At 32.9% G+C, this 17,384-nt stretch carries 18 protein-coding genes; 8 read left to right on the top strand and 10 right to left on the bottom strand.

What is annotated here, in order from left to right; genetic code table 11:
* Positions 1-137: 137 nt before the first annotated feature.
* Positions 138-2,639: a cation-translocating P-type ATPase gene (locus tag AC57AW_RS08400; RefSeq protein WP_496351507.1), complete on the bottom strand. Its 2,502-nt coding sequence runs from the start codon at positions 2,637-2,639 to the stop codon at positions 138-140.
* A 146-nt stretch (positions 2,640-2,785) separates the two neighbouring features.
* On the opposite strand from AC57AW_RS08400, the gene AC57AW_RS08395 reads away from it, so the two are divergent.
* Both AC57AW_RS08395 and AC57AW_RS08390 read left to right on the top strand, forming a co-directional pair.
* On the top strand, positions 2,786-3,457 hold the full coding sequence (locus tag AC57AW_RS08395) for a BON domain-containing protein (RefSeq protein ID WP_047437553.1): 672 nt from the start codon (positions 2,786-2,788) through the stop codon (positions 3,455-3,457).
* 173 nt (positions 3,458-3,630) lie between these two features.
* Positions 3,631-4,323, top strand: a complete 693-nt coding sequence (locus AC57AW_RS08390; RefSeq protein WP_047437555.1) for a DUF1003 domain-containing protein — start codon at positions 3,631-3,633, stop codon at positions 4,321-4,323.
* A gap of 254 nt (positions 4,324-4,577) precedes the next feature.
* Here the strand turns inward: AC57AW_RS08390 and AC57AW_RS08385 are convergent, their stop codons facing one another.
* The 3 genes from AC57AW_RS08385 to AC57AW_RS08375 all read right to left on the bottom strand — a co-directional run bounded on the left by AC57AW_RS08385 (position 4,578) and on the right by AC57AW_RS08375 (position 6,065).
* Positions 4,578-4,835: a hypothetical protein gene (locus AC57AW_RS08385; RefSeq protein ID WP_047437558.1), complete on the bottom strand. Its 258-nt coding sequence runs from the start codon at positions 4,833-4,835 to the stop codon at positions 4,578-4,580.
* A gap of 341 nt (positions 4,836-5,176) precedes the next feature.
* Positions 5,177-5,398: a hypothetical protein gene (locus tag AC57AW_RS08380; RefSeq protein WP_122636984.1), complete on the bottom strand. Its 222-nt coding sequence runs from the start codon at positions 5,396-5,398 to the stop codon at positions 5,177-5,179.
* A gap of 106 nt (positions 5,399-5,504) precedes the next feature.
* A complete protein-coding gene (locus AC57AW_RS08375) occupies positions 5,505-6,065 on the bottom strand; it encodes a helix-turn-helix domain-containing protein (RefSeq protein WP_496351506.1) in 561 nt (186 codons plus the stop codon).
* A gap of 161 nt (positions 6,066-6,226) precedes the next feature.
* Here AC57AW_RS08375 and AC57AW_RS08370 point away from each other — a divergent pair, with 161 nt between their 5' ends.
* The 5 genes from AC57AW_RS08370 to AC57AW_RS08350 all read left to right on the top strand — a co-directional run bounded on the left by AC57AW_RS08370 (position 6,227) and on the right by AC57AW_RS08350 (position 10,842).
* Positions 6,227-6,358: a hypothetical protein gene (locus AC57AW_RS08370; RefSeq protein WP_007844566.1), complete on the top strand. Its 132-nt coding sequence runs from the start codon at positions 6,227-6,229 to the stop codon at positions 6,356-6,358.
* The gene (locus AC57AW_RS08365) at positions 6,359-7,387 is read left to right on the top strand and encodes a glycoside hydrolase family 130 protein (protein WP_496351505.1); all 1,029 of its coding nucleotides are present in this window, start codon (positions 6,359-6,361) and stop codon (positions 7,385-7,387) included.
* A 42-nt stretch (positions 7,388-7,429) separates the two neighbouring features.
* Positions 7,430-9,727, top strand: coding sequence for a glycosyltransferase (locus AC57AW_RS08360; protein WP_496351504.1), 2,298 nt, complete (start codon positions 7,430-7,432; stop codon positions 9,725-9,727).
* Between the two features lie 175 nt (positions 9,728-9,902).
* Positions 9,903-10,328: a DUF1896 family protein gene (locus AC57AW_RS08355; protein WP_496351503.1), complete on the top strand. Its 426-nt coding sequence runs from the start codon at positions 9,903-9,905 to the stop codon at positions 10,326-10,328.
* A 271-nt stretch (positions 10,329-10,599) separates the two neighbouring features.
* A complete protein-coding gene (locus AC57AW_RS08350; protein ID WP_228445360.1) occupies positions 10,600-10,842 on the top strand; it encodes a DUF1003 domain-containing protein in 243 nt (80 codons plus the stop codon).
* A 46-nt stretch (positions 10,843-10,888) separates the two neighbouring features.
* Here the strand turns inward: AC57AW_RS08350 and AC57AW_RS08345 are convergent, their stop codons facing one another.
* From AC57AW_RS08345 to pckA, 4 genes are all read right to left on the bottom strand, one after another.
* Positions 10,889-11,485 (bottom strand): methyltransferase domain-containing protein, encoded by a 597-nt coding sequence (locus AC57AW_RS08345; protein WP_047437565.1) that lies wholly within the window; start codon positions 11,483-11,485, stop codon positions 10,889-10,891.
* A gap of 106 nt (positions 11,486-11,591) precedes the next feature.
* The gene (gcvT, locus tag AC57AW_RS08340) at positions 11,592-12,692 is read right to left on the bottom strand and encodes a glycine cleavage system aminomethyltransferase GcvT (protein WP_496351502.1); all 1,101 of its coding nucleotides are present in this window, start codon (positions 12,690-12,692) and stop codon (positions 11,592-11,594) included.
* 1 nt (position 12,693) lies between these two features.
* Positions 12,694-13,077, bottom strand: coding sequence for a glycine cleavage system protein GcvH (gene gcvH, locus AC57AW_RS08335; RefSeq protein ID WP_047437567.1), 384 nt, complete (start codon positions 13,075-13,077; stop codon positions 12,694-12,696).
* A 23-nt stretch (positions 13,078-13,100) separates the two neighbouring features.
* Positions 13,101-14,693: a phosphoenolpyruvate carboxykinase (ATP) gene (gene pckA, locus AC57AW_RS08330; RefSeq protein ID WP_496351501.1), complete on the bottom strand. Its 1,593-nt coding sequence runs from the start codon at positions 14,691-14,693 to the stop codon at positions 13,101-13,103.
* A 160-nt stretch (positions 14,694-14,853) separates the two neighbouring features.
* Between pckA and AC57AW_RS08325 the strand changes: the two genes are divergently transcribed.
* Positions 14,854-15,432: a hypothetical protein gene (locus AC57AW_RS08325; protein WP_496351500.1), complete on the top strand. Its 579-nt coding sequence runs from the start codon at positions 14,854-14,856 to the stop codon at positions 15,430-15,432.
* A 42-nt stretch (positions 15,433-15,474) separates the two neighbouring features.
* Here the strand turns inward: AC57AW_RS08325 and AC57AW_RS08320 are convergent, their stop codons facing one another.
* Both AC57AW_RS08320 and AC57AW_RS08315 read right to left on the bottom strand, forming a co-directional pair.
* Entirely contained in the window at positions 15,475-16,194 is a 720-nt protein-coding gene (locus AC57AW_RS08320; RefSeq protein ID WP_496351499.1) for a YoaK family protein, read from the bottom strand.
* 71 nt (positions 16,195-16,265) lie between these two features.
* Positions 16,266-17,291 (bottom strand): PLP-dependent cysteine synthase family protein, encoded by a 1,026-nt coding sequence (locus AC57AW_RS08315; RefSeq protein WP_496351498.1) that lies wholly within the window; start codon positions 17,289-17,291, stop codon positions 16,266-16,268.
* Between the last annotated feature and the right edge of the window lie 93 nt (positions 17,292-17,384).

Below are 17,384 nucleotides of genomic sequence, written 5' to 3'. Positions count from 1 at the left end.
TTGTGTAAAATTCATTAAATTATTCATTCCAAGAAATGATATCAGTCACTAAAAAAAATGATATTGCCAAATGAAAACACAGGTTTAAAGCCAGTCCTTTTTTAAGGTAATTATTACCGTACTTGCTTATCAAGGTTTCATTTTTTCTTTCTTCTCACATATTTATAGATCTCAAACCATAAAACAGAAACGGCTGCAATGAAAACAGTCATCCCCAATTCGTTTATATTGAGCGCTGTTACTTTAAAAAATAGAGAAATTGGCTTTACATATAATATAACTAAAAGCATTATCAGTACCAAAGCGGAAATACCGATGAGTAAAGGATTACGGTTTCTGAAACTTTCCAACACACTATAAAAGAATGACCGGTTGACAAAGCTCAGTAATATATTGGCAAATATTAAGGTACTGAATACCATTGCCCTTGTCTTTTCTTCGCTACCACAGTTTTGAACAGCAAACTGATAGGCAAGCAAAACTCCGAGAGTGATTACCACGCCCTGAACAATACTGATTCCCAGTTCATTTAAACTTAAAAAAGTATCTCCCATAGCTCTTGGAGGCTGTTTCATTGTGTTTTTTTCCATAGGTTCATTTTCATAAACAATAGAGCAAGTCGGCCCCATTACTAATTCAAGGAAAATAACGTGAACCGGAGTAAATATATGAGGAAATACCCAGCCCAAAAACAGAGGTAAAGAAACCGTCAGAATAATAGGAATATGAATGGAAATAATATACTGAATCGCCTTTTTAATATTGGTATAAATTCTTCTTCCTGCGGCAATTCCAACAATCAATTTTTCTAAATCATCATTCGTAATAACCAGCGCAGCAGCTGATTTGGCAATTTCGGTTCCTTTATTTCCCATTGCCACACCAATATGGGCGGCTTTTAGCGCGGGACCGTCATTAACTCCATCTCCAAGCATCGCTACTACTTCACCTTTCTTTTTCAGGGCATTTACTACCGCAAGCTTGGCATCAGGAAACATTCTGGTAAACAAAACCGTATTCTCCGAGATCTGCATCAGCTCTTTTTCAGAACGGCCTATAATATCACTGCCATTGATTGCAGGGGCCTCATTTTTAATTCCTGCCTGGAGCGCAATCGCATTCGTTGTATCTGCATTATCACCGGTAATAACTTTTACCTTAATCCCTGCATCATAAATACTTTGAAATACCTCTTTTATTCCTTTTTTAGGAGGATCATAAAATACAGTCAGCCCTAAAAATTCAAAATTAAAATCCTGCTGTTTTTTTGGAAAACTGTTTCCTTCAAAATGGGACTTCGCAACTCCCAATACACGATACCCTTGCTGTCCAAATATTTTTACAATATCTCTTATCTTATTTTTTTCGGTCTCTGAAAGCCTGGAAACGCTTAAAATAGCTTCGGGAGCTCCTTTCGCTGCAATGATTCTGTCTTTATTGGTATTTTCAAAAAGATGGGTCATCATTGGGGGTTTCCCTTCAAGCGGATATTCGTGAAACATCTGATACTCTTTTCTGATATCATTCTTTTGGGTTTCTTCAAATATTTTGTGCAGAGTAATTTCCATAGGGTCAAAAGGCACTGGCTCACTGCTCCACATTGCAAAATCAATCAGTTCACTTAAATCATCATTTTTAAATTCCTTTTCTTCATAAATCCTGTCGGAATGATAATCATACAAATGTTGAAGCTTCATTGAGTTCTCAGTAATGGTCCCGGTTTTATCGGTACAGATAACCGTGGTACTTCCCAGGGTTTCCACAATACTGCTCCGTTTGATGATAATTCCTTCACGCATCAGCTTCCACGCTCCCAAAGCCATAAACGTTGTAAATGCCACAGGAATTTCTTCAGGCAATACTGACATTGCCAGTGTTAATCCACTAAGTAGGCTTGTTACCAGGTCTCCGGTTTTGATATAACTGAAGATGCAGACCATCAAAAAAATAACAATACCGATAACTGCCATCCATTTTACAAACTTCCGAATCTGGATCTGCAATGGCGAAATTTCTTCTTTTATATTCAGTATTGATTCTCCAATTTTACCTACACGTGTTTCTTTGCCTATTTTTTGTATCTTAAAAACAGCTAACCCCGAAACCGTCACACTTCCGCTATAAACAAGGTTATCCTCAGATTTGTTATCTTTAAAAACTGAAAAACTTTCACCGGTAAGCGAAGATTCATTCACGGAAAAATCATTGCTGTGTACAATTACTCCATCAGCATTAATAATCCGTCCTTCCTCGGTAATGCATAAATCACCTACGACAATTTCGTGTGTCGGAATTTCTACTGCCTCTGAATTTCTGATAACTGTACTTAAAGGTTCGTTGAGTTTTTCAAGTTCTTCCAAAGCTTTTTTACTACGGTTATCCTGATAAAAGGATATTGCAGTCACCGCCACAATTGCCACAAACATGAAAGCTGCTTCACCATAGTCTCCTACAATCACATAAATAATTGAAATAATGATCAGCAAAATCAGCATGGGTTCTTTTAAAATGTCAATCAGCAAATCAAACCATGTATTCTTACGGATATCCTCCAAGCGATTATATCCATATTTCAGTCTGGAAGCTTCCACTTCATCGTTTGTAAGACCTCTAAGACCTTCAGGTAAGTTGTAAGACATATCAAATAAATAGGTTATCTAAAAATAAGCAATTATTTATATACAAATTGAATTTCCATGCCTGACCAGTATCAGGTTTCAGCGTGATACTGATCATGGTATATGCTGGAAAGTTTCTGGAATTTTGAATGATAAATTAAGATGTAATGAAAACAAATGCCGAATTACAAAAGAATGTTCAGGATGCCATTCAATGGGAACCATTATTACACTCAGCAGAAATAGGAGTTACAGCAAAAGACGGTGTGGTTTCCCTTACAGGAGAAGTTGATCATTATGCAAAAAAAATAGAAGCGGAAAATGCTGCAAAAAAAGTTGTTGGAGTAAAAATCTTAATAGAAAATATCATCGTGAAATCTCCAGACTCCTTATCAAAAACCGATAATGAAATTGCCCATGAAATTTTAGAAGCCTTTAAATCCAATGTATTTATTCCGGAGAATATGATCAAAGTAATTGTTGAAAATGGGCAGGTAACTTTAGAGGGTGAAGTGCAGTGGGACTATCAGAGAGAAATTATTAAAAATGCAATCCATTATCTTCCAGGTATAAAAGCGATCATCAATAATATTAAAATCCAATCAGAAATAATAGATGTTATCAAACAAAAAGACATTGAAAATGCCATGAAAATGAATTGGTTGGTTTACAATAGCGATATTCATGTAAAGGTATCCGGTACTACAGTGACGTTAACAGGAACAGTAAATTCATGGCATCAAAAAGAAGAAGCCGACCGTATTGCATGGAAAACTCCGGGAATACAGCATGTAGAAAACTGGCTATTTGTAGATTATGAATATTCAAAAAATAGTTGACTATCTGAAATGTAAGCTTCAATTCAATCGGTATACCGGAACATTGAAAAATTGCCATAAAAACTACTTTTAACAGAGAGCAAAGTATTGACAGAAAAAACAAATGGTAAACAAAGAGAACATACTGAAATATACTTTAAATAAAACTAATTTTAAATTTTGAAAGATCAACAATGGAAACAAGCTATATCAGCAAAAAGAAGATCGGGAAAGGTGAAGAAATACAAGGGCAGGACATTAGAGATGGTATTTTTAATTTATTAAGAATGGATTTCCCCGGCTTTTCAAAAGATCATTATATTTCTTTAATTGAACTTAATAAATACAGACGACTATATCTGACTTCTTTAATATCACAGGAAAAAGGTGAACTAGCCATCATAGACTTGGATGTGATGGATGCCATTAAAAATAACTCCATTCTGTCAGAAAATATACAAGCCGAAATTGAATCAGAATTAACTATTGGAGAAAAAATTGCAGATAAAGTGGCATTATTTGGAGGCAGCTGGGCATTTATTATTGTATTTTTTTCATTTATATTACTATGGATGATGATTAATGTTTGGTTATTAACCAATTCATTTGATCCGTTTCCGTTTATTTTACTCAATCTCATTCTTTCCTGTTTAGCAGCCATTCAGGCTCCCATTATTATGATGAGCCAAAACAGACAGGAACAAAAGGACAGACTAAGAGGAGAACATGACTACAAAATCAATTTAAAAGCTGAATTAGAAATTAAATTGCTAAGTGAAAAAATAGACCATCTATTGGTAAATCAAAACAAAAAACTGTTGGAAATACAAGATATACAAACTGATTATCTGGAGGATCTGATGAAGGAAATAAAAAGAAAAAGTTAAACACAGTTTATATGTATTACGTTATTTTTTGCACAATTATTAAAAACAAATTTCCAATAATTGTTTTTTTTAAGGCAGCAATAACGATAAGGGTTATTATGGTCCTCCCCTCAAGAGTAAAGAACGGTTTCTTAAAACGAATTCACTCCACGACAATACAAATCTAAACAATTCCCGTAAGGATGATCATCACAGCGGTAAAAATTGCATCTCTTGTAAGACTAACTGGCTCGACTAGGCATAATCTGTAAAGGCTATATAACATCATAATCATTCAAGCGTGTAACAAAATGATGTTCAACAAATTTGTTCGAAGTATTGCATAATGCTATGAGTTCAGTAGTATCATAGTTTTCAAAATCAAAATCATCAGATACTTCAATCATATATTCAATAACTTTTTCCGTATCTAAAATATCAATTTCAGAAGAATTGAGCATAGATTTTCCCTCCAAAAAGGGAATTTTCTGGGTTACCGAATCCTTAAATCTATATAAAGTTATAGTTTTCATAATTTCATTTTTTATCTTTCTCAAACGTAATAAGTTGCATTCTTATCGTAGTAAGATATCGCTTGAGATCTTGTATTGTAATATTCGCCTCATTAGATGACATAAATAATGGAGTTTCATTTAGCAGGAAATATAATTCGGGATATGAAGACTGTATTTTAGTTGTCACCTTAAAAATTTTTCTTGTAAGATTCTGGAAAGTTTCAGCTGATCTCATATCTTTTTATTTTGGAAGTAATAATATATTCAAATAAAAAGAACAGAAGCTTAAAAGCACCTGCCCTTTTTCGATTAAAATCCCTTAAAAAATAAATATTGTTTCTCGGGTTTTAGTACGCTCATTATAAAAGCTGAGTGTCATTAAGAATTTTAATAACTTCTTCACGGTTTTTGCTTAATTTATTTCCTATCCTTTCCAGTAATTTATTCTCTTTTCCTGTCTCAAACATCAAGTCCGAATCTTTAAGCAGAGAGAACTGTTCTTTCAACTGATGAGATTGTTGCTTCCAATCTCCTTTTATTTTAAAAGCTTTCGTGCTTTTAGTAGGATTGGTATTCATCATTCAAGATTATATGTAACAGAATTATTACTCTCCAAAGTTGAATATTTATTATAAGATCTGTCCTATACTTTTTACAAATAATTTTACATATATCACATCTTTCCGGTTAAATATCTTCCAGATTTTTAAGACGTTTATGTTTGAGTTGCTTATAAAATGATGGAGAAAGCCCTGTTATTTTTTTGAATTGATTGGAAAGATGAGCAGCACTACTGTAATTGAGTTTATAGGAAATTTCAGTAAGATTAAGCTCATCATACAAAAGCAGCTCTTTTACCTTTTCAATTTTATTGATTATGATAAAATGCTGAAGAGTTATTCCCTTTACCTCAGAAAATGTATTGGCTAGATAGGTGTAATCATAACCAAGTTTTTTACTGATATAGTCTGAGAAATTTTCTTTTGGAAGAGATTCTGAATAATGAATCATTTCTGTGACAGTATTCTTTATTTTTTCAATCAAAATACTTTTTTTGTCATCCAATAGTTCAAGCCCTGTCTTCAGAAGATTTTCTTTCAACATAAGCCTTTGTTTAACACTAATATCATCCAATATTTCTACCAAACCAAGATCTACCACAGCATTTTTAATACCTAGTTTTTCCAGCTCCTGATGAACAACCATTTTACAACGCAGGCTCACCATATATTTTATATACAGTTTCATAAGACTTCCTGTATTTCAGTCTGTTAATCAATATGCTAACAGCTACTTTATTCAAAGTTAATCCTTTAAAATTTAATATCTATGATTTATGTAATAAATGAACATACTATTACAAAGTTTTCCCTTTCTAATCAATGATCTTTACATACAATAAAAAATATATGTTAAAAGGAAAGGAAACAAAGAAAAAGTCGGATAAAACGCCTCCTTCAAAATCAGCAAAAGAGAAGCGACAAGACAAACAAGATAAAAAAAGAAACAAAGAAAATGAAAGTCGCAATGCTGCAACCTAAATGATAAAAATAAAAAAAGAAGGAATCATCCTCAGGAAAACCGACTTAAGCTTTGAGAGCGAAGGAGTTCTAAATCCTGCTGTTATTCAGGAAAACGGGAAAATACATTTGTTTTACCGCGCCGTTGCCAAAGGTAATTTTTCAAGCATCGGATATTGTATATTATCTGATCCTCTTACTATAGAAAGACGATCAGACTCTCCAATTATTACTCCTGAATTTGAATATGAAAAGCATGGCATCGAAGATCCCAGAATCGTAAAAATAGATGATTTGTTTTATCTTACATATACAAGTTACGACGGCATTAATGCTTTAGGAACATTGGCCACTTCAAAAGATTTGAAATCTTGGAAAAATGCAGGAATTATTGTTCCTAGAATCCCCTATGACAAGTTTAAATGTTTATTAGAATCTGAAGATTTAATCCCTGAAAAATATAAAAGATATAATGAATTTCAGATCAGTCATACAGATAGTGTTCCTATCTTTTTATGGGACAAAAATCTGATTTTTTTTCCAAGAAAAATAAATGGCAAATTTTATTTTCTCCACAGAATACGACCCGATATTCAAATTGTAAATGTAGAAAACATTGAAGATTTAAACTTTGAATTTTGGGAAAATTATTTTTCTCACTTTAAGAATCACATCTTTTTATGTCCCAAATATAATCATGAATCCAGCTATATTGGAGGTGGATGCCCACCCATAGAAACAGAGTACGGATGGCTGCTAATCTATCATGGAGTTCATGACACCGTCGACGGATATGTTTATAATGCCTGTGTAGCTTTATTGGAACTTGAGAACCCTGAAAAAGAAATTTGCAGACTTCCATATCCTCTTTTTGAGCCGGAGAAAGAATGGGAAATGAAAGGTGAAGTTAATAATGTCTGCTTTCCTACAGGGGCTATTGTAGAAAAAGATACACTTTATATCTATTATGGAGCTGCAGACGAAAGAATTGCCGTTGCCTCTTTGAGTATTTCAAAGCTATTGAAAGAATTGATGATGCATGCAATATAATTGATGGTTCATTAGAATTATCAAATCTAAAAATGAAATAAAATGAATAAAAATATTAATTCAGACGTGGAGGACAAAGCCATAAGACCATCTTTAAAAAAAGAAAAAGACATTGTCTATAATAAACCCGAGATTATCTTTATCAGTACTTTTCCTCCAAAGGTATGCGGAATTGCCACTTATACACAAGACCTTATAAAATCGCTTCAGTCGAAATTCGGAGAATCATTTCAAACAATTATTTGCCCCATGGAAACAGAGGGGGAAAATTATGAATATGAAGAACATCCTAAATACAAATTAAATATCTCAGATGCCGTTTCCTTTCTGGAATTGGCTGAAAAGATCAATAGAAATGATAATATCCAACTTGTAATGCTTCAGCATGAGTTTGGCTTTTTTAATGAAGCCCAAAACGGATTATATCTTTTCCTACAAAACTTAAAGAAAGAAATCATTATCACCTTTCATACTGTACTCCCCAATCCGGATATAGAATTAAAAACGAAAGTAAAGGACCTAGCAGATTTTTCCAAGTCAATTGTCGTAATGACAGACATCTCCGCGGAGATCCTTTCAAAAGATTATAGTATTTCTTCTGACAAAATCACCGTCATTCCACACGGAACACATTTGTTGCCTTTTACAGATAAAAATGCGTTGAAAGAAAAGTATGGGCTTAAAAATAAAAAGGTTTTATCTACATTTGGTTTATTAGGTTCAGGCAAAAATATTGAAACCACCCTGAAAGCTTTGCCCAAAATTATTGCTCAGAATCCTAATGTCATTTTTCTAATTCTTGGCAAGACGCATCCTGCTATCGTCAGAAACGAAGGAGAAAAGTATCGTGATATTTTGGAGGATCTTACCTGTAAACTTCATCTGGAAAACCATATCCGTTTTATTAATGAATATTTACCCTTACCTGAATTATTAGAGTATCTTCAACTTACCGACATTTATCTTTTCACTTCAAAAGACAGAAATCAGGCAGTAAGTGGTACTTTTTCCTATGCTATCAGTTGCGGGTGTGCCATTGTTTCTACTCCTATTCCACATGCTTTAGAAGTTTTAAAAGAAGAAACAGGAATAATCATTGATTTTGAAGCCCCAAAACAATTGACTTATGCTGTTAATACTTTACTGAAAAATGAAAATAGTCGTGAAAAATTACGCATAAAATCTTTGCAAAAAATGGCTCCGACCGCTTGGGAAAATTCGTCTATTTTACACGCTTTATTATTTCAGAAATTCAGAAACAGCAATGCAAAACTCAAATATGCCTTGCCTAAATTCAATCTTGATCACATCCAAAATATAACTACAGATTTTGGGATGATACAATTTTCCAAGATCAGCAAACCAGATATTGATTCCGGTTATACCCTAGATGATAATGCTCGTGCAATGATTGCTATTTGCCAACATTACAAAGCCACCAAAAACAAATCTGACCTGCAATTAATTTCAATCTATTTAAATTTCATTAAATTTTGTCAACAAAAAGATGGCAGTTTCCTAAATTATGTGGATAAGGAAAAACAATTTACCCAACAGAATTACGAAACCAACCTTGAAGATTCTAACGGAAGAGCGATATGGGCTTTGGGTTATTTAATTTCATTAAGAGAAATTTTACCACAGGAATTTTATGAACTCGCAGAAGCCATGCTTCAAAAAAACTTGGTTTTTGCTGAAAAAATATATTCCACCAGAGCCATAGCTTTTATTATAAAAGGATTGTATTACCAGAATTCTGAAAAAAACATTCCTTTATTAAAAGAATTGGCGAATCGTTTGGTGAAAATGTATCAACACGAAGCTAAAGGCAATTGGTTTTGGTTCGAAAGTTATCTTACTTACGGAAATAGCGTATTGCCGGAAGCTTTATTATTTGCTTGGGTTGCTACTAAAAATGATATATATAAGGAAATAGCGAAACAGTCTTTTGCGTTTCTCTTGTCTAAAATAATTGTCAACGATACTATAAAAGTGATTTCTAATCAAGGCTGGTTACAAAAAGAAAGCAAGGAAAACAACACATCCAATGGCGGAGAACAGCCTATTGATGTGGCTTATACTATTCTAGCATTAGCTTCATTTTATAAGATTTTAGATAATGAAAAGTATTTACAGATGATGCACAATTCCTTTAATTGGTTTCTTGGAAAAAACCAGTTAAACCAAATTATTTACAATCCTGTAACCGGAGGTTGCTATGATGGGCTTGAGAAAAACAACGTGAATATTAATCAGGGAGCAGAATCTACGGTCAGTTATCTTATGGCAAGAATTAGCATGGAATTTCTAACAGGTTTTAGAACCTCAGACAATTTATAATTTAGATGGTTCCATATTAATTTTACCTATTACAAATCAAAACTATTGGGCTATGGAAGCCTGAAAGACGAATTCATAAAATACCTGAACGATTATACATGTTTTACAGAAGTGACAATACATAGAAATGATATTATATTAAGCTTATATGCTACATACAATTATCACAAATTTTATGGAAAAGGATGTAACATATTACAAGGAACGATTACAAAATTTATTGAGTAATAGTTTTCCAGAATTAGTTCCTAACACAGCATTAATAGAGCAGCGTTCCCAATGGGCGAAAATTGTATATGATGGTGCTATAAGGTCTGGAAGTTCGATTGAGCAATGTGAATATTATACGGATCACATCCTTTTTGAGAAATTTCATTTTTCAAAATTCGAGACCGTTTCAAATATTATCAACAATAACTTTGGAAATCTCATGAAACATGATGAGCTAAAGTTTTTTAGTCTGAAAATGTTAAAATTATGCGCCCCTATATTTGATAAATATGAACTTAGTGATGATTTTGCCTATACCTATGATTTTGATAAACTTTGCATGGAAATAACAGCTTCAATCCTTAATTGGATTAAGGAATATGAATTCTAAATATTAGAATTTATCTATCAAAGGAAATAAAAACAATTCTGAATACTTGTATTAGTATGATATACACAACATAAAAAAATAATTTGTAATACTATTGATTATAAAATATTCAACTTTAGAAAATTGAAAGATAAATTTACTTCATAATTCATTACTAAATATATTCACAGTGAAAGCTATATAACAAAATTCTTTGACCCTTTTCCTTTTATTTTTCTTAATTTTATTCTTTATCTTAACCCCGGTCACCATTCAAACTCCCATTACTATAATGAGCCAAAACAGACCGGAACAAAAAGATAGGCTGAGAGGAGAACACAATTACAAAATTAATTTAAAAGCCGAATTAGAAATTAGATTATCGAGTGAAAAAATAGACCACTTATTGGTAAAAAAAGTATTACCGCAACAATGTTGCAGTAATACTAAAAAAAAATACATAATATTCAGACCTATGTATTCTGTTGACAAATCAAGTTTCTCAATATTGTCATTCTCTTTTTTCAATTTATAGAAAAGGCTGTGTTTATCTAAGAATTTTTCTACTCCTTATCTTCCTCTCAAAATACCTTTTCCCAAAAATTCAATAACTTATTACAAGCGGTATCTACTAGAGTAAAACTGTTAGGAATTTCGTCCCATTTACTCCAATAAGTAACAAGCCTCGTTCCAATAGGTGTTGCATCAAGCTGTTCCCTCACATATGCCGAATAATCGTAGTATAAATCTCTATCATGAATAATTGTATCATCAATGGAACAAGAAGTATCTATATTTTCATAAAAAGAATTAAAAAAATAGAATGCTTCGTATTCTAAAAAAGAGACATCTTTTATATTTACATTAATAAAATCAACATTATTTATATTGTGTTTATCGGCTAATTTTTTTGATATTTTAGTTAGAGATGCTCTTTGCTCAATTCCGTAAAATATACCATCTGTAGAAGCTGCTCCCACAAGACAAAATTTACCCGCTCCGGATCCAATATCCAAGACTCTTCTATTGGTATCATCAACTAAATATTTAGCAGCCATCTTAGCAACAGCAACAGGAGTCCAATGACGTTGTGACAAAGCTTTTATATGTTCAGGATATATTTCATTAAAAGCATTGTCATCAATATCCATATTTAATTTAAGGTATTCAAAAATCATTCTATCATTCAATTATATGCCTCACAGATTAAGAAATTATTTTACCAATCATGGGTAAAATAAACAAAATACAACAATTTGAAAAATTGACATTATAAGAGGTAAGCTATTTTACATTAATAAATGGAAAAGCCACAATTATTGCTTTTGTTGGTTTATTTCTAATAGTAATGAAAATTTCATTTCCTACAGCCGAATTTTCAACGGAGATGTATCCCATTCCAATCGCTTTTTTAAGGGTCGGTGACATAGTTCCTGAAGTAACAGTTCCTATAATTTCATGATTCCCATTCCAAATTTCATAGCCATGACGTGGAATTCCCTTATCTTCCATTTCAAATCCTACTAGCTTTTTGGATACTCCTTTTTCTTTTTGAATTTGTAAGAATCCGCTATGAACAAAGTCTTTATTGAATTTTGTAATCCAGCCTAGCCCAGCTTCTAAAGGAGAAGTATAATCATCAATATCATTCCCATACAAACAGTAGCCCATTTCCAATCGTAATGTATCTCTGGCTCCTAAACCAATGGGCTCTATTCCTTCTTCTTTTCCAGCTTCAAAAAGAGCTTCCCATATATGTGCGGCATATCTGTTTTCCACATATATTTCAAATCCTCCCGCTCCAGTATATCCAGTGGCAGACAGTAAAGCATTAGGAATATGCGCTAATTCACCGATAGTAAACGTATAATATTCCATGTCTTTCAGACTGATATCTGTCAATTTTTGTAAGACCTGTTCTGCTTTGGGTCCTTGAACCGCTAATAATGAAATAGAATCCGAAATATTGCTAACCTGTGCATCAAAGGAATTCTGTCCCTGGATCCAGTTTAAGTCTTTTTCTATATTTGATGCATTGACGACCAATAAATAATCGTCCTGACTGATCATATACACTAAAAGATCATCAATTATTCCTCCGGTGTCATTAGGCATACAGCTGTATTGCACCTTTCCGGGAAAAAGTTTTGAAGCATCATTGGACGTAATCTTCTGGATTAATGACAAGGCCTCTTTTCCCTGTATGAGAATTTCTCCCATATGAGAAACATCAAATACCCCCACCTTATTTCTTACAATTTCATGTTCATGATTTATACCCTTGTATTGAACAGGCATTTCATAGCCTGCAAAGTCGACCATTTTCGCTCCTAATAAATGATGAAGTGCATTAAATGGCGTTTTCTTGATTTTTACTGTTTTCATACTATGATAAACCTATTAACAAATTGTATGACTCGGCGGTCAAAAGTCCTTCAGTATCTGCTAGATTATTGACTTTCATTTTAATCATCCATCCTTCTCCATAGGGGTCAGAATTGACTAATTCAGGATTTGATTCCAACTTCGGATTGATTTCCATTACTTCACCGGCAATCGGCAAAAAAAGATCGGATACTGTTTTCACTGCTTCAACGGTCCCAAATACGTCATGCTGTTGTAACTTTTCTCCAAGCGTTTCGATTTCAACATATACAATATCACCCAATTCATGTTGTGCAAAATCTGTGATTCCAATATATGCCATATCATTTTCTATTTTTACCCATTCATGGTCTTCTGTATACAAAAGATTTTCAGGAATTTCCATTTCTATTCGTTCTTTATTTTGATTTATTTATTTTTTTGGACAGGACCTCCCTCTATAATTTCATTATTAGCAAAAGACTCAAACTCTTTAAAATTCTCCATAAATTGAGTAGCAAGATGGATAGCCTTTTGATCATATTGAGAAGAGTCTGTCCAAGTATTTTTTGGATTCAGGATTTCAGAAGGAACTCCTTCACACTGTACCGGCATTTGAAGTCCAAAGACATCATCACTGATGAAATCAACATTTTCTAATTTATTTTCTAATACTGCAGTGATCATAGCTCTCGTGTATGACAACTTTATACGTTCCCCTACTCCGTAAGGGCCCCCAGACCAACCTGTATTAATAAGCCACACGTTTACTTTATTCTCATTTAGCTTTTTCCCTAAAAGTTCAGCATATTTTGTAGGATGAAGAGGAAGAAAAGGTTTTCCAAAGCATGCTGAAAACGTGGTCTGTGGTTCAGTAATTCCCGCTTCAGTTCCAGCTACTTTTGCCGTATATCCAGAAATAAAATGATACATCGCCTGACCCGTTGTTAATTTTGAAATTGGAGGCAATACACCAAAAGCATCGCACGTCAAAAAAAAGATATTATTGGGAACACCTCCAACAGAAGGATGGATGGCGTTATCTATAAAGTCGATCGGATAGGCAGCTCTTGTGTTTTCAGTTACGGAAGTATCATCATAATTAACAATATCTGTTCCCTCAAAAAAACGTACATTTTCAAGCAAAGTACCCTGACGAATTGCCGAAAAAATTTGAGGCTCTTTCTCTTGGCTTAAATTCACACATTTAGCGTAACATCCCCCTTCAAAATTAAAAACATTCTCATGATCCCATCCATGCTCATCATCCCCAATTAATTTTCTGGACGGATCCGCTGAAAGGGTAGTTTTTCCCGTTCCTGAAAGTCCAAAAAATACGGAGGTATCTCCATTCTCACCAATATTAGCAGAACAGTGCATAGATAGGATCTCTTTCTCATGGGGAAGGATATAATTCAATACCGTAAAAATGCCTTTTTTAATTTCACCTGTATACGCACTTCCTCCAATAAGAATGATTTTTTTTGTGAAGTTGATAATGGTAAAGTTATGCTGACGGGTCTTATCAGTTTCCGGAACAGCCTTGAAACTTGGGGCAGTAAGAATAAGCCATTCGTGCTTAAATGATTCAAGCTCTTTTTTATTAAATCTTAAAAACAAGTTATTGGCAAATAAACTTTGCCATGGGTTTTCTGTGATAACCCTTATATTTAAACGATATTCAGATTTTGCACACGCATAAACATCTTTAACATAAAGATCACTTTGTGAAAGGTGTTCCACTACACGATTGTATAATCTATCAAAATCTTCCGGCAAAAAAGAATGGTTTATATCCCCCCACCAAACAGAATCTTGAGTTGTATCATCTAAGACTACATATTTATCTTTTGGGGAACGTCCCGTAAACTCACCGGTATCACAAGCCAATGCTCCTGAGTCTGTTATAATACCCTGCCCTTTCCTTAAGGTCTGTGAAATTAACTGTGCTTCTGATAGATTCCAAAAAATCTCTTTTGCAGATTGAATTCCTAACTCTTTTAAACTTTCTAAATGATTCATTTCAAGATGAGTTTTTTACTTTCGAGCAAAAGTACCCTCTTTATCAATAAATTTTTATGATCTATCTCTTCATAAAATTTGATTTAAGTCAAACTTTTGAGTAATCAAAATAACTTACTTTAATTAAATTTTTCATTATTTTAATCTCGAATTAATATCGATGATTCATATACAAAAAGAACTTACTAAAACAGGATTCAGTATTAATCCGTTAAGCTATATTATCAAAAAAAAACAAGGAAAATCAAATTTTAATACATTAGAATATTTTTGTATTTTATTTACACTTGATGACCTAACCATTGCTCTTGAAGATCAAACTTATTACATAAAAGGAAACAGTGTTGTGTTTATCGGACCGCATAAGAAGTTCTCATTTAGTGATTATAAAACACAAGAAATATATATGTTCTCTTTTTCCTCTCTTTTCTATGAACATCATTCTAATAATCCTACTTGTCTATATTCGATCTTATTTTTTAATTCAAGAAGGAATATTTTTGTTTTCCCTTATCTTCATGCAACCAAAGATATGATAAGACATTCGTTGATAGACCGACTCTATAACTTTCAAAGTAAAAATAAAAAGCTTTTTATTTCTGCAGCTTATATAACAATTAAATCCCTAATTCTTGATGCATCATTAGCTCTCAATAATAGAATAAACAATACGGCTGAAACCTCAGAAACCAGTACTAATATATTAACATCTTTCAATATGAAAATTAGCCAGAACTAGCTTTCATAGAAATATATATTTAATTTTTGCAAACAGATTAATTCATCTTAATTTTCTTTTCAATACATAATATTTATATAATAACCTATCATACCAGATCACAAAGAAAAGTATTCCAACAGAAAACAATAATGTCTTTATATGAAAGACTTCATAAGTAAAACCGCCTATTACCCCTCCAGAAAAAAAACATAATACAATTACAATTTTTAACATAATGCTTTTTTTAAGCTGGCTATACGAAATCGCGTTTCCGTAAAAAAACAGCTTGGACATTTCTATCCCCAAGTCAGTAAAGATTCCTGTTAAATGTGTTGTTCTTACAACGGACTGAGATACTCTTGTTACTAAAGAATTCTGTAGCCCCATTGCAAAAAGTAAAAGGCAGGCTATCATATTGGGACTGATTATTATTTTAAAATCGGCAAATAGTCCTATGAAACCCAAAATAAAAATTTCTATTAATAAGGGAATAAAGTGAGATTGGAATTTTCTGAAACGGGATACAAATTCTACCAGAAGGCTGGAACTGAAAGCTCCCCCTAAAAAACATCCGATAAATAAAAGGTAGAGTGCTGCATCATAATAATCCTTCAATACTACTTCCTCGGAAAAAAAAGCAAAATGCCCTGTAATGTTTGTAGTTAATATCTTAATTGATAATACCCCTACAATATTGACTGTCCCTGCAACAAAGGAAAGAAGTGATGCTAATTTAATATTATGAAAATAAGTCCTGTTTTTTCCTCTATGTCTAAACATATCTACCCTATTTCGACTGTTACAATAGATACTTCCATATCTGTTACACGATTTTCCTTCTATTTAATTAATTATAGTTGGAAAACTTCATCGTAATTATGAACACAGTTGTTGACGAATCCCTGTTCTGCCATCCATTTATCGCTGTACACTTTTGTAATGTATCTTGACCCATGATCCGGATATATTAAAACGACAATATCTTTTTCAGAAAATTCGTGAGACTGTGCATATTGCATTAATGCCTGAGTAACCGCTCCTGTGGTATAACCTCCCATAATAGCTTCTTTCAAAGCGATTTCACGGGTTCTGTAAGCAGACATCTCATCATTTACCCTTACAAATTCATCTATTTTATCAAAAAGTAGAGCAGAAGGGATTAAATTTTTTCCCATTCCCTCAATCTGATAAGGATGAACATCTTCTTTGTGAATTTCTCCTGTCTCGTGATAGCTTTTAAGAATAGATCCATCAGCATCTACACCAATTACTTTGATATCAGGATTTTTTTCTTTTAAAAATTTTGCTGATCCGGATAAAGTTCCACCCGTTCCAGTACAGGCAAAAAGGTGTGTGATTTTACCTTCTGTCTGTTCCCAAATTTCAGGTCCGGTTGTCTGGTAGTGAGCATCAATATTTAGTTCATTAAAATACTGATTGATGTAAACTGAATTTGGTGTTTCTGAAGCGATTCTTTTAGCAACTTCATAATAAGATCTTGGGTCATCTGCAGGTACATTGGCAGGGCATATATAAACTGTTGCTCCAAGTGCCTTAAGATAAGCTACTTTTTCGGGCTTTGTCTTGTCACTTACAGCAAGTATACATTTATATCCTTTAATGATGCAAACCATTGCAATAGAAAAACCGGTATTTCCGGAAGTAGTTTCTACAACTACAGAATCTTCTTTTAATAAGCCTTTTTTCTCAGCGTTTTCTATAATATGAAGTGCAATTCTATCTTTAGTGGAATGTCCAGGATTATATGACTCTAACTTGGCATAAACGGTTGCAGGAATATCTTTTGTAACAGTATTTAGCTTCACCATAGGAGTGTTTCCTATTAGGCCAAGGATATTATCGTAAACATTACTCATTATTTGTTATTTTCAATAAAAAATAACTGGATAAATAAAAGGTAAAAAATTTGGCTATATCAATATGTATATGAAGAGTACATGTTTTTATTT

Source organism: Chryseobacterium sp. BGA-UO-ETr-SB22 (assembly GCF_059567885.1).
Note: the sequence above shows the minus strand (reverse complement) of the source record. Positions and strands in the feature narration are given on the sequence as shown.

Coding starts and splice junctions, on each gene's coding strand:
- AC57AW_RS08365 (WP_496351505.1), top strand. CDS start 6,359: ATGATAAAAATAAAAAAAGAAGGAATCATCCTCAGGAAAACCGACTTA.
- AC57AW_RS08370 (WP_007844566.1), top strand. CDS start 6,227: ATGTTAAAAGGAAAGGAAACAAAGAAAAAGTCGGATAAAACGCCTCCT.
- gcvH (WP_047437567.1), bottom strand. CDS start 13,077: ATGGAAATTCCTGAAAATCTTTTGTATACAGAAGACCATGAATGGGTA.
- AC57AW_RS08320 (WP_496351499.1), bottom strand. CDS start 16,194: ATGTTTAGACATAGAGGAAAAAACAGGACTTATTTTCATAATATTAAA.
- AC57AW_RS08375 (WP_496351506.1), bottom strand. CDS start 6,065: ATGAAACTGTATATAAAATATATGGTGAGCCTGCGTTGTAAAATGGTT.
- AC57AW_RS08355 (WP_496351503.1), top strand. CDS start 9,903: ATGGAAAAGGATGTAACATATTACAAGGAACGATTACAAAATTTATTG.
- AC57AW_RS08315 (WP_496351498.1), bottom strand. CDS start 17,291: ATGAGTAATGTTTACGATAATATCCTTGGCCTAATAGGAAACACTCCT.
- AC57AW_RS08360 (WP_496351504.1), top strand. CDS start 7,430: ATGAATAAAAATATTAATTCAGACGTGGAGGACAAAGCCATAAGACCA.
- AC57AW_RS08385 (WP_047437558.1), bottom strand. CDS start 4,835: ATGAAAACTATAACTTTATATAGATTTAAGGATTCGGTAACCCAGAAA.
- gcvT (WP_496351502.1), bottom strand. CDS start 12,692: ATGAAAACAGTAAAAATCAAGAAAACGCCATTTAATGCACTTCATCAT.
- AC57AW_RS08380 (WP_122636984.1), bottom strand. CDS start 5,398: ATGATGAATACCAATCCTACTAAAAGCACGAAAGCTTTTAAAATAAAA.
- AC57AW_RS08395 (WP_047437553.1), top strand. CDS start 2,786: ATGAAAACAAATGCCGAATTACAAAAGAATGTTCAGGATGCCATTCAA.
- pckA (WP_496351501.1), bottom strand. CDS start 14,693: ATGAATCATTTAGAAAGTTTAAAAGAGTTAGGAATTCAATCTGCAAAA.
- AC57AW_RS08350 (WP_228445360.1), top strand. CDS start 10,600: ATGAGCCAAAACAGACCGGAACAAAAAGATAGGCTGAGAGGAGAACAC.
- AC57AW_RS08325 (WP_496351500.1), top strand. CDS start 14,854: ATGATTCATATACAAAAAGAACTTACTAAAACAGGATTCAGTATTAAT.
- AC57AW_RS08345 (WP_047437565.1), bottom strand. CDS start 11,485: ATGATTTTTGAATACCTTAAATTAAATATGGATATTGATGACAATGCT.
- AC57AW_RS08390 (WP_047437555.1), top strand. CDS start 3,631: ATGGAAACAAGCTATATCAGCAAAAAGAAGATCGGGAAAGGTGAAGAA.
- AC57AW_RS08400 (WP_496351507.1), bottom strand. CDS start 2,639: ATGTCTTACAACTTACCTGAAGGTCTTAGAGGTCTTACAAACGATGAA.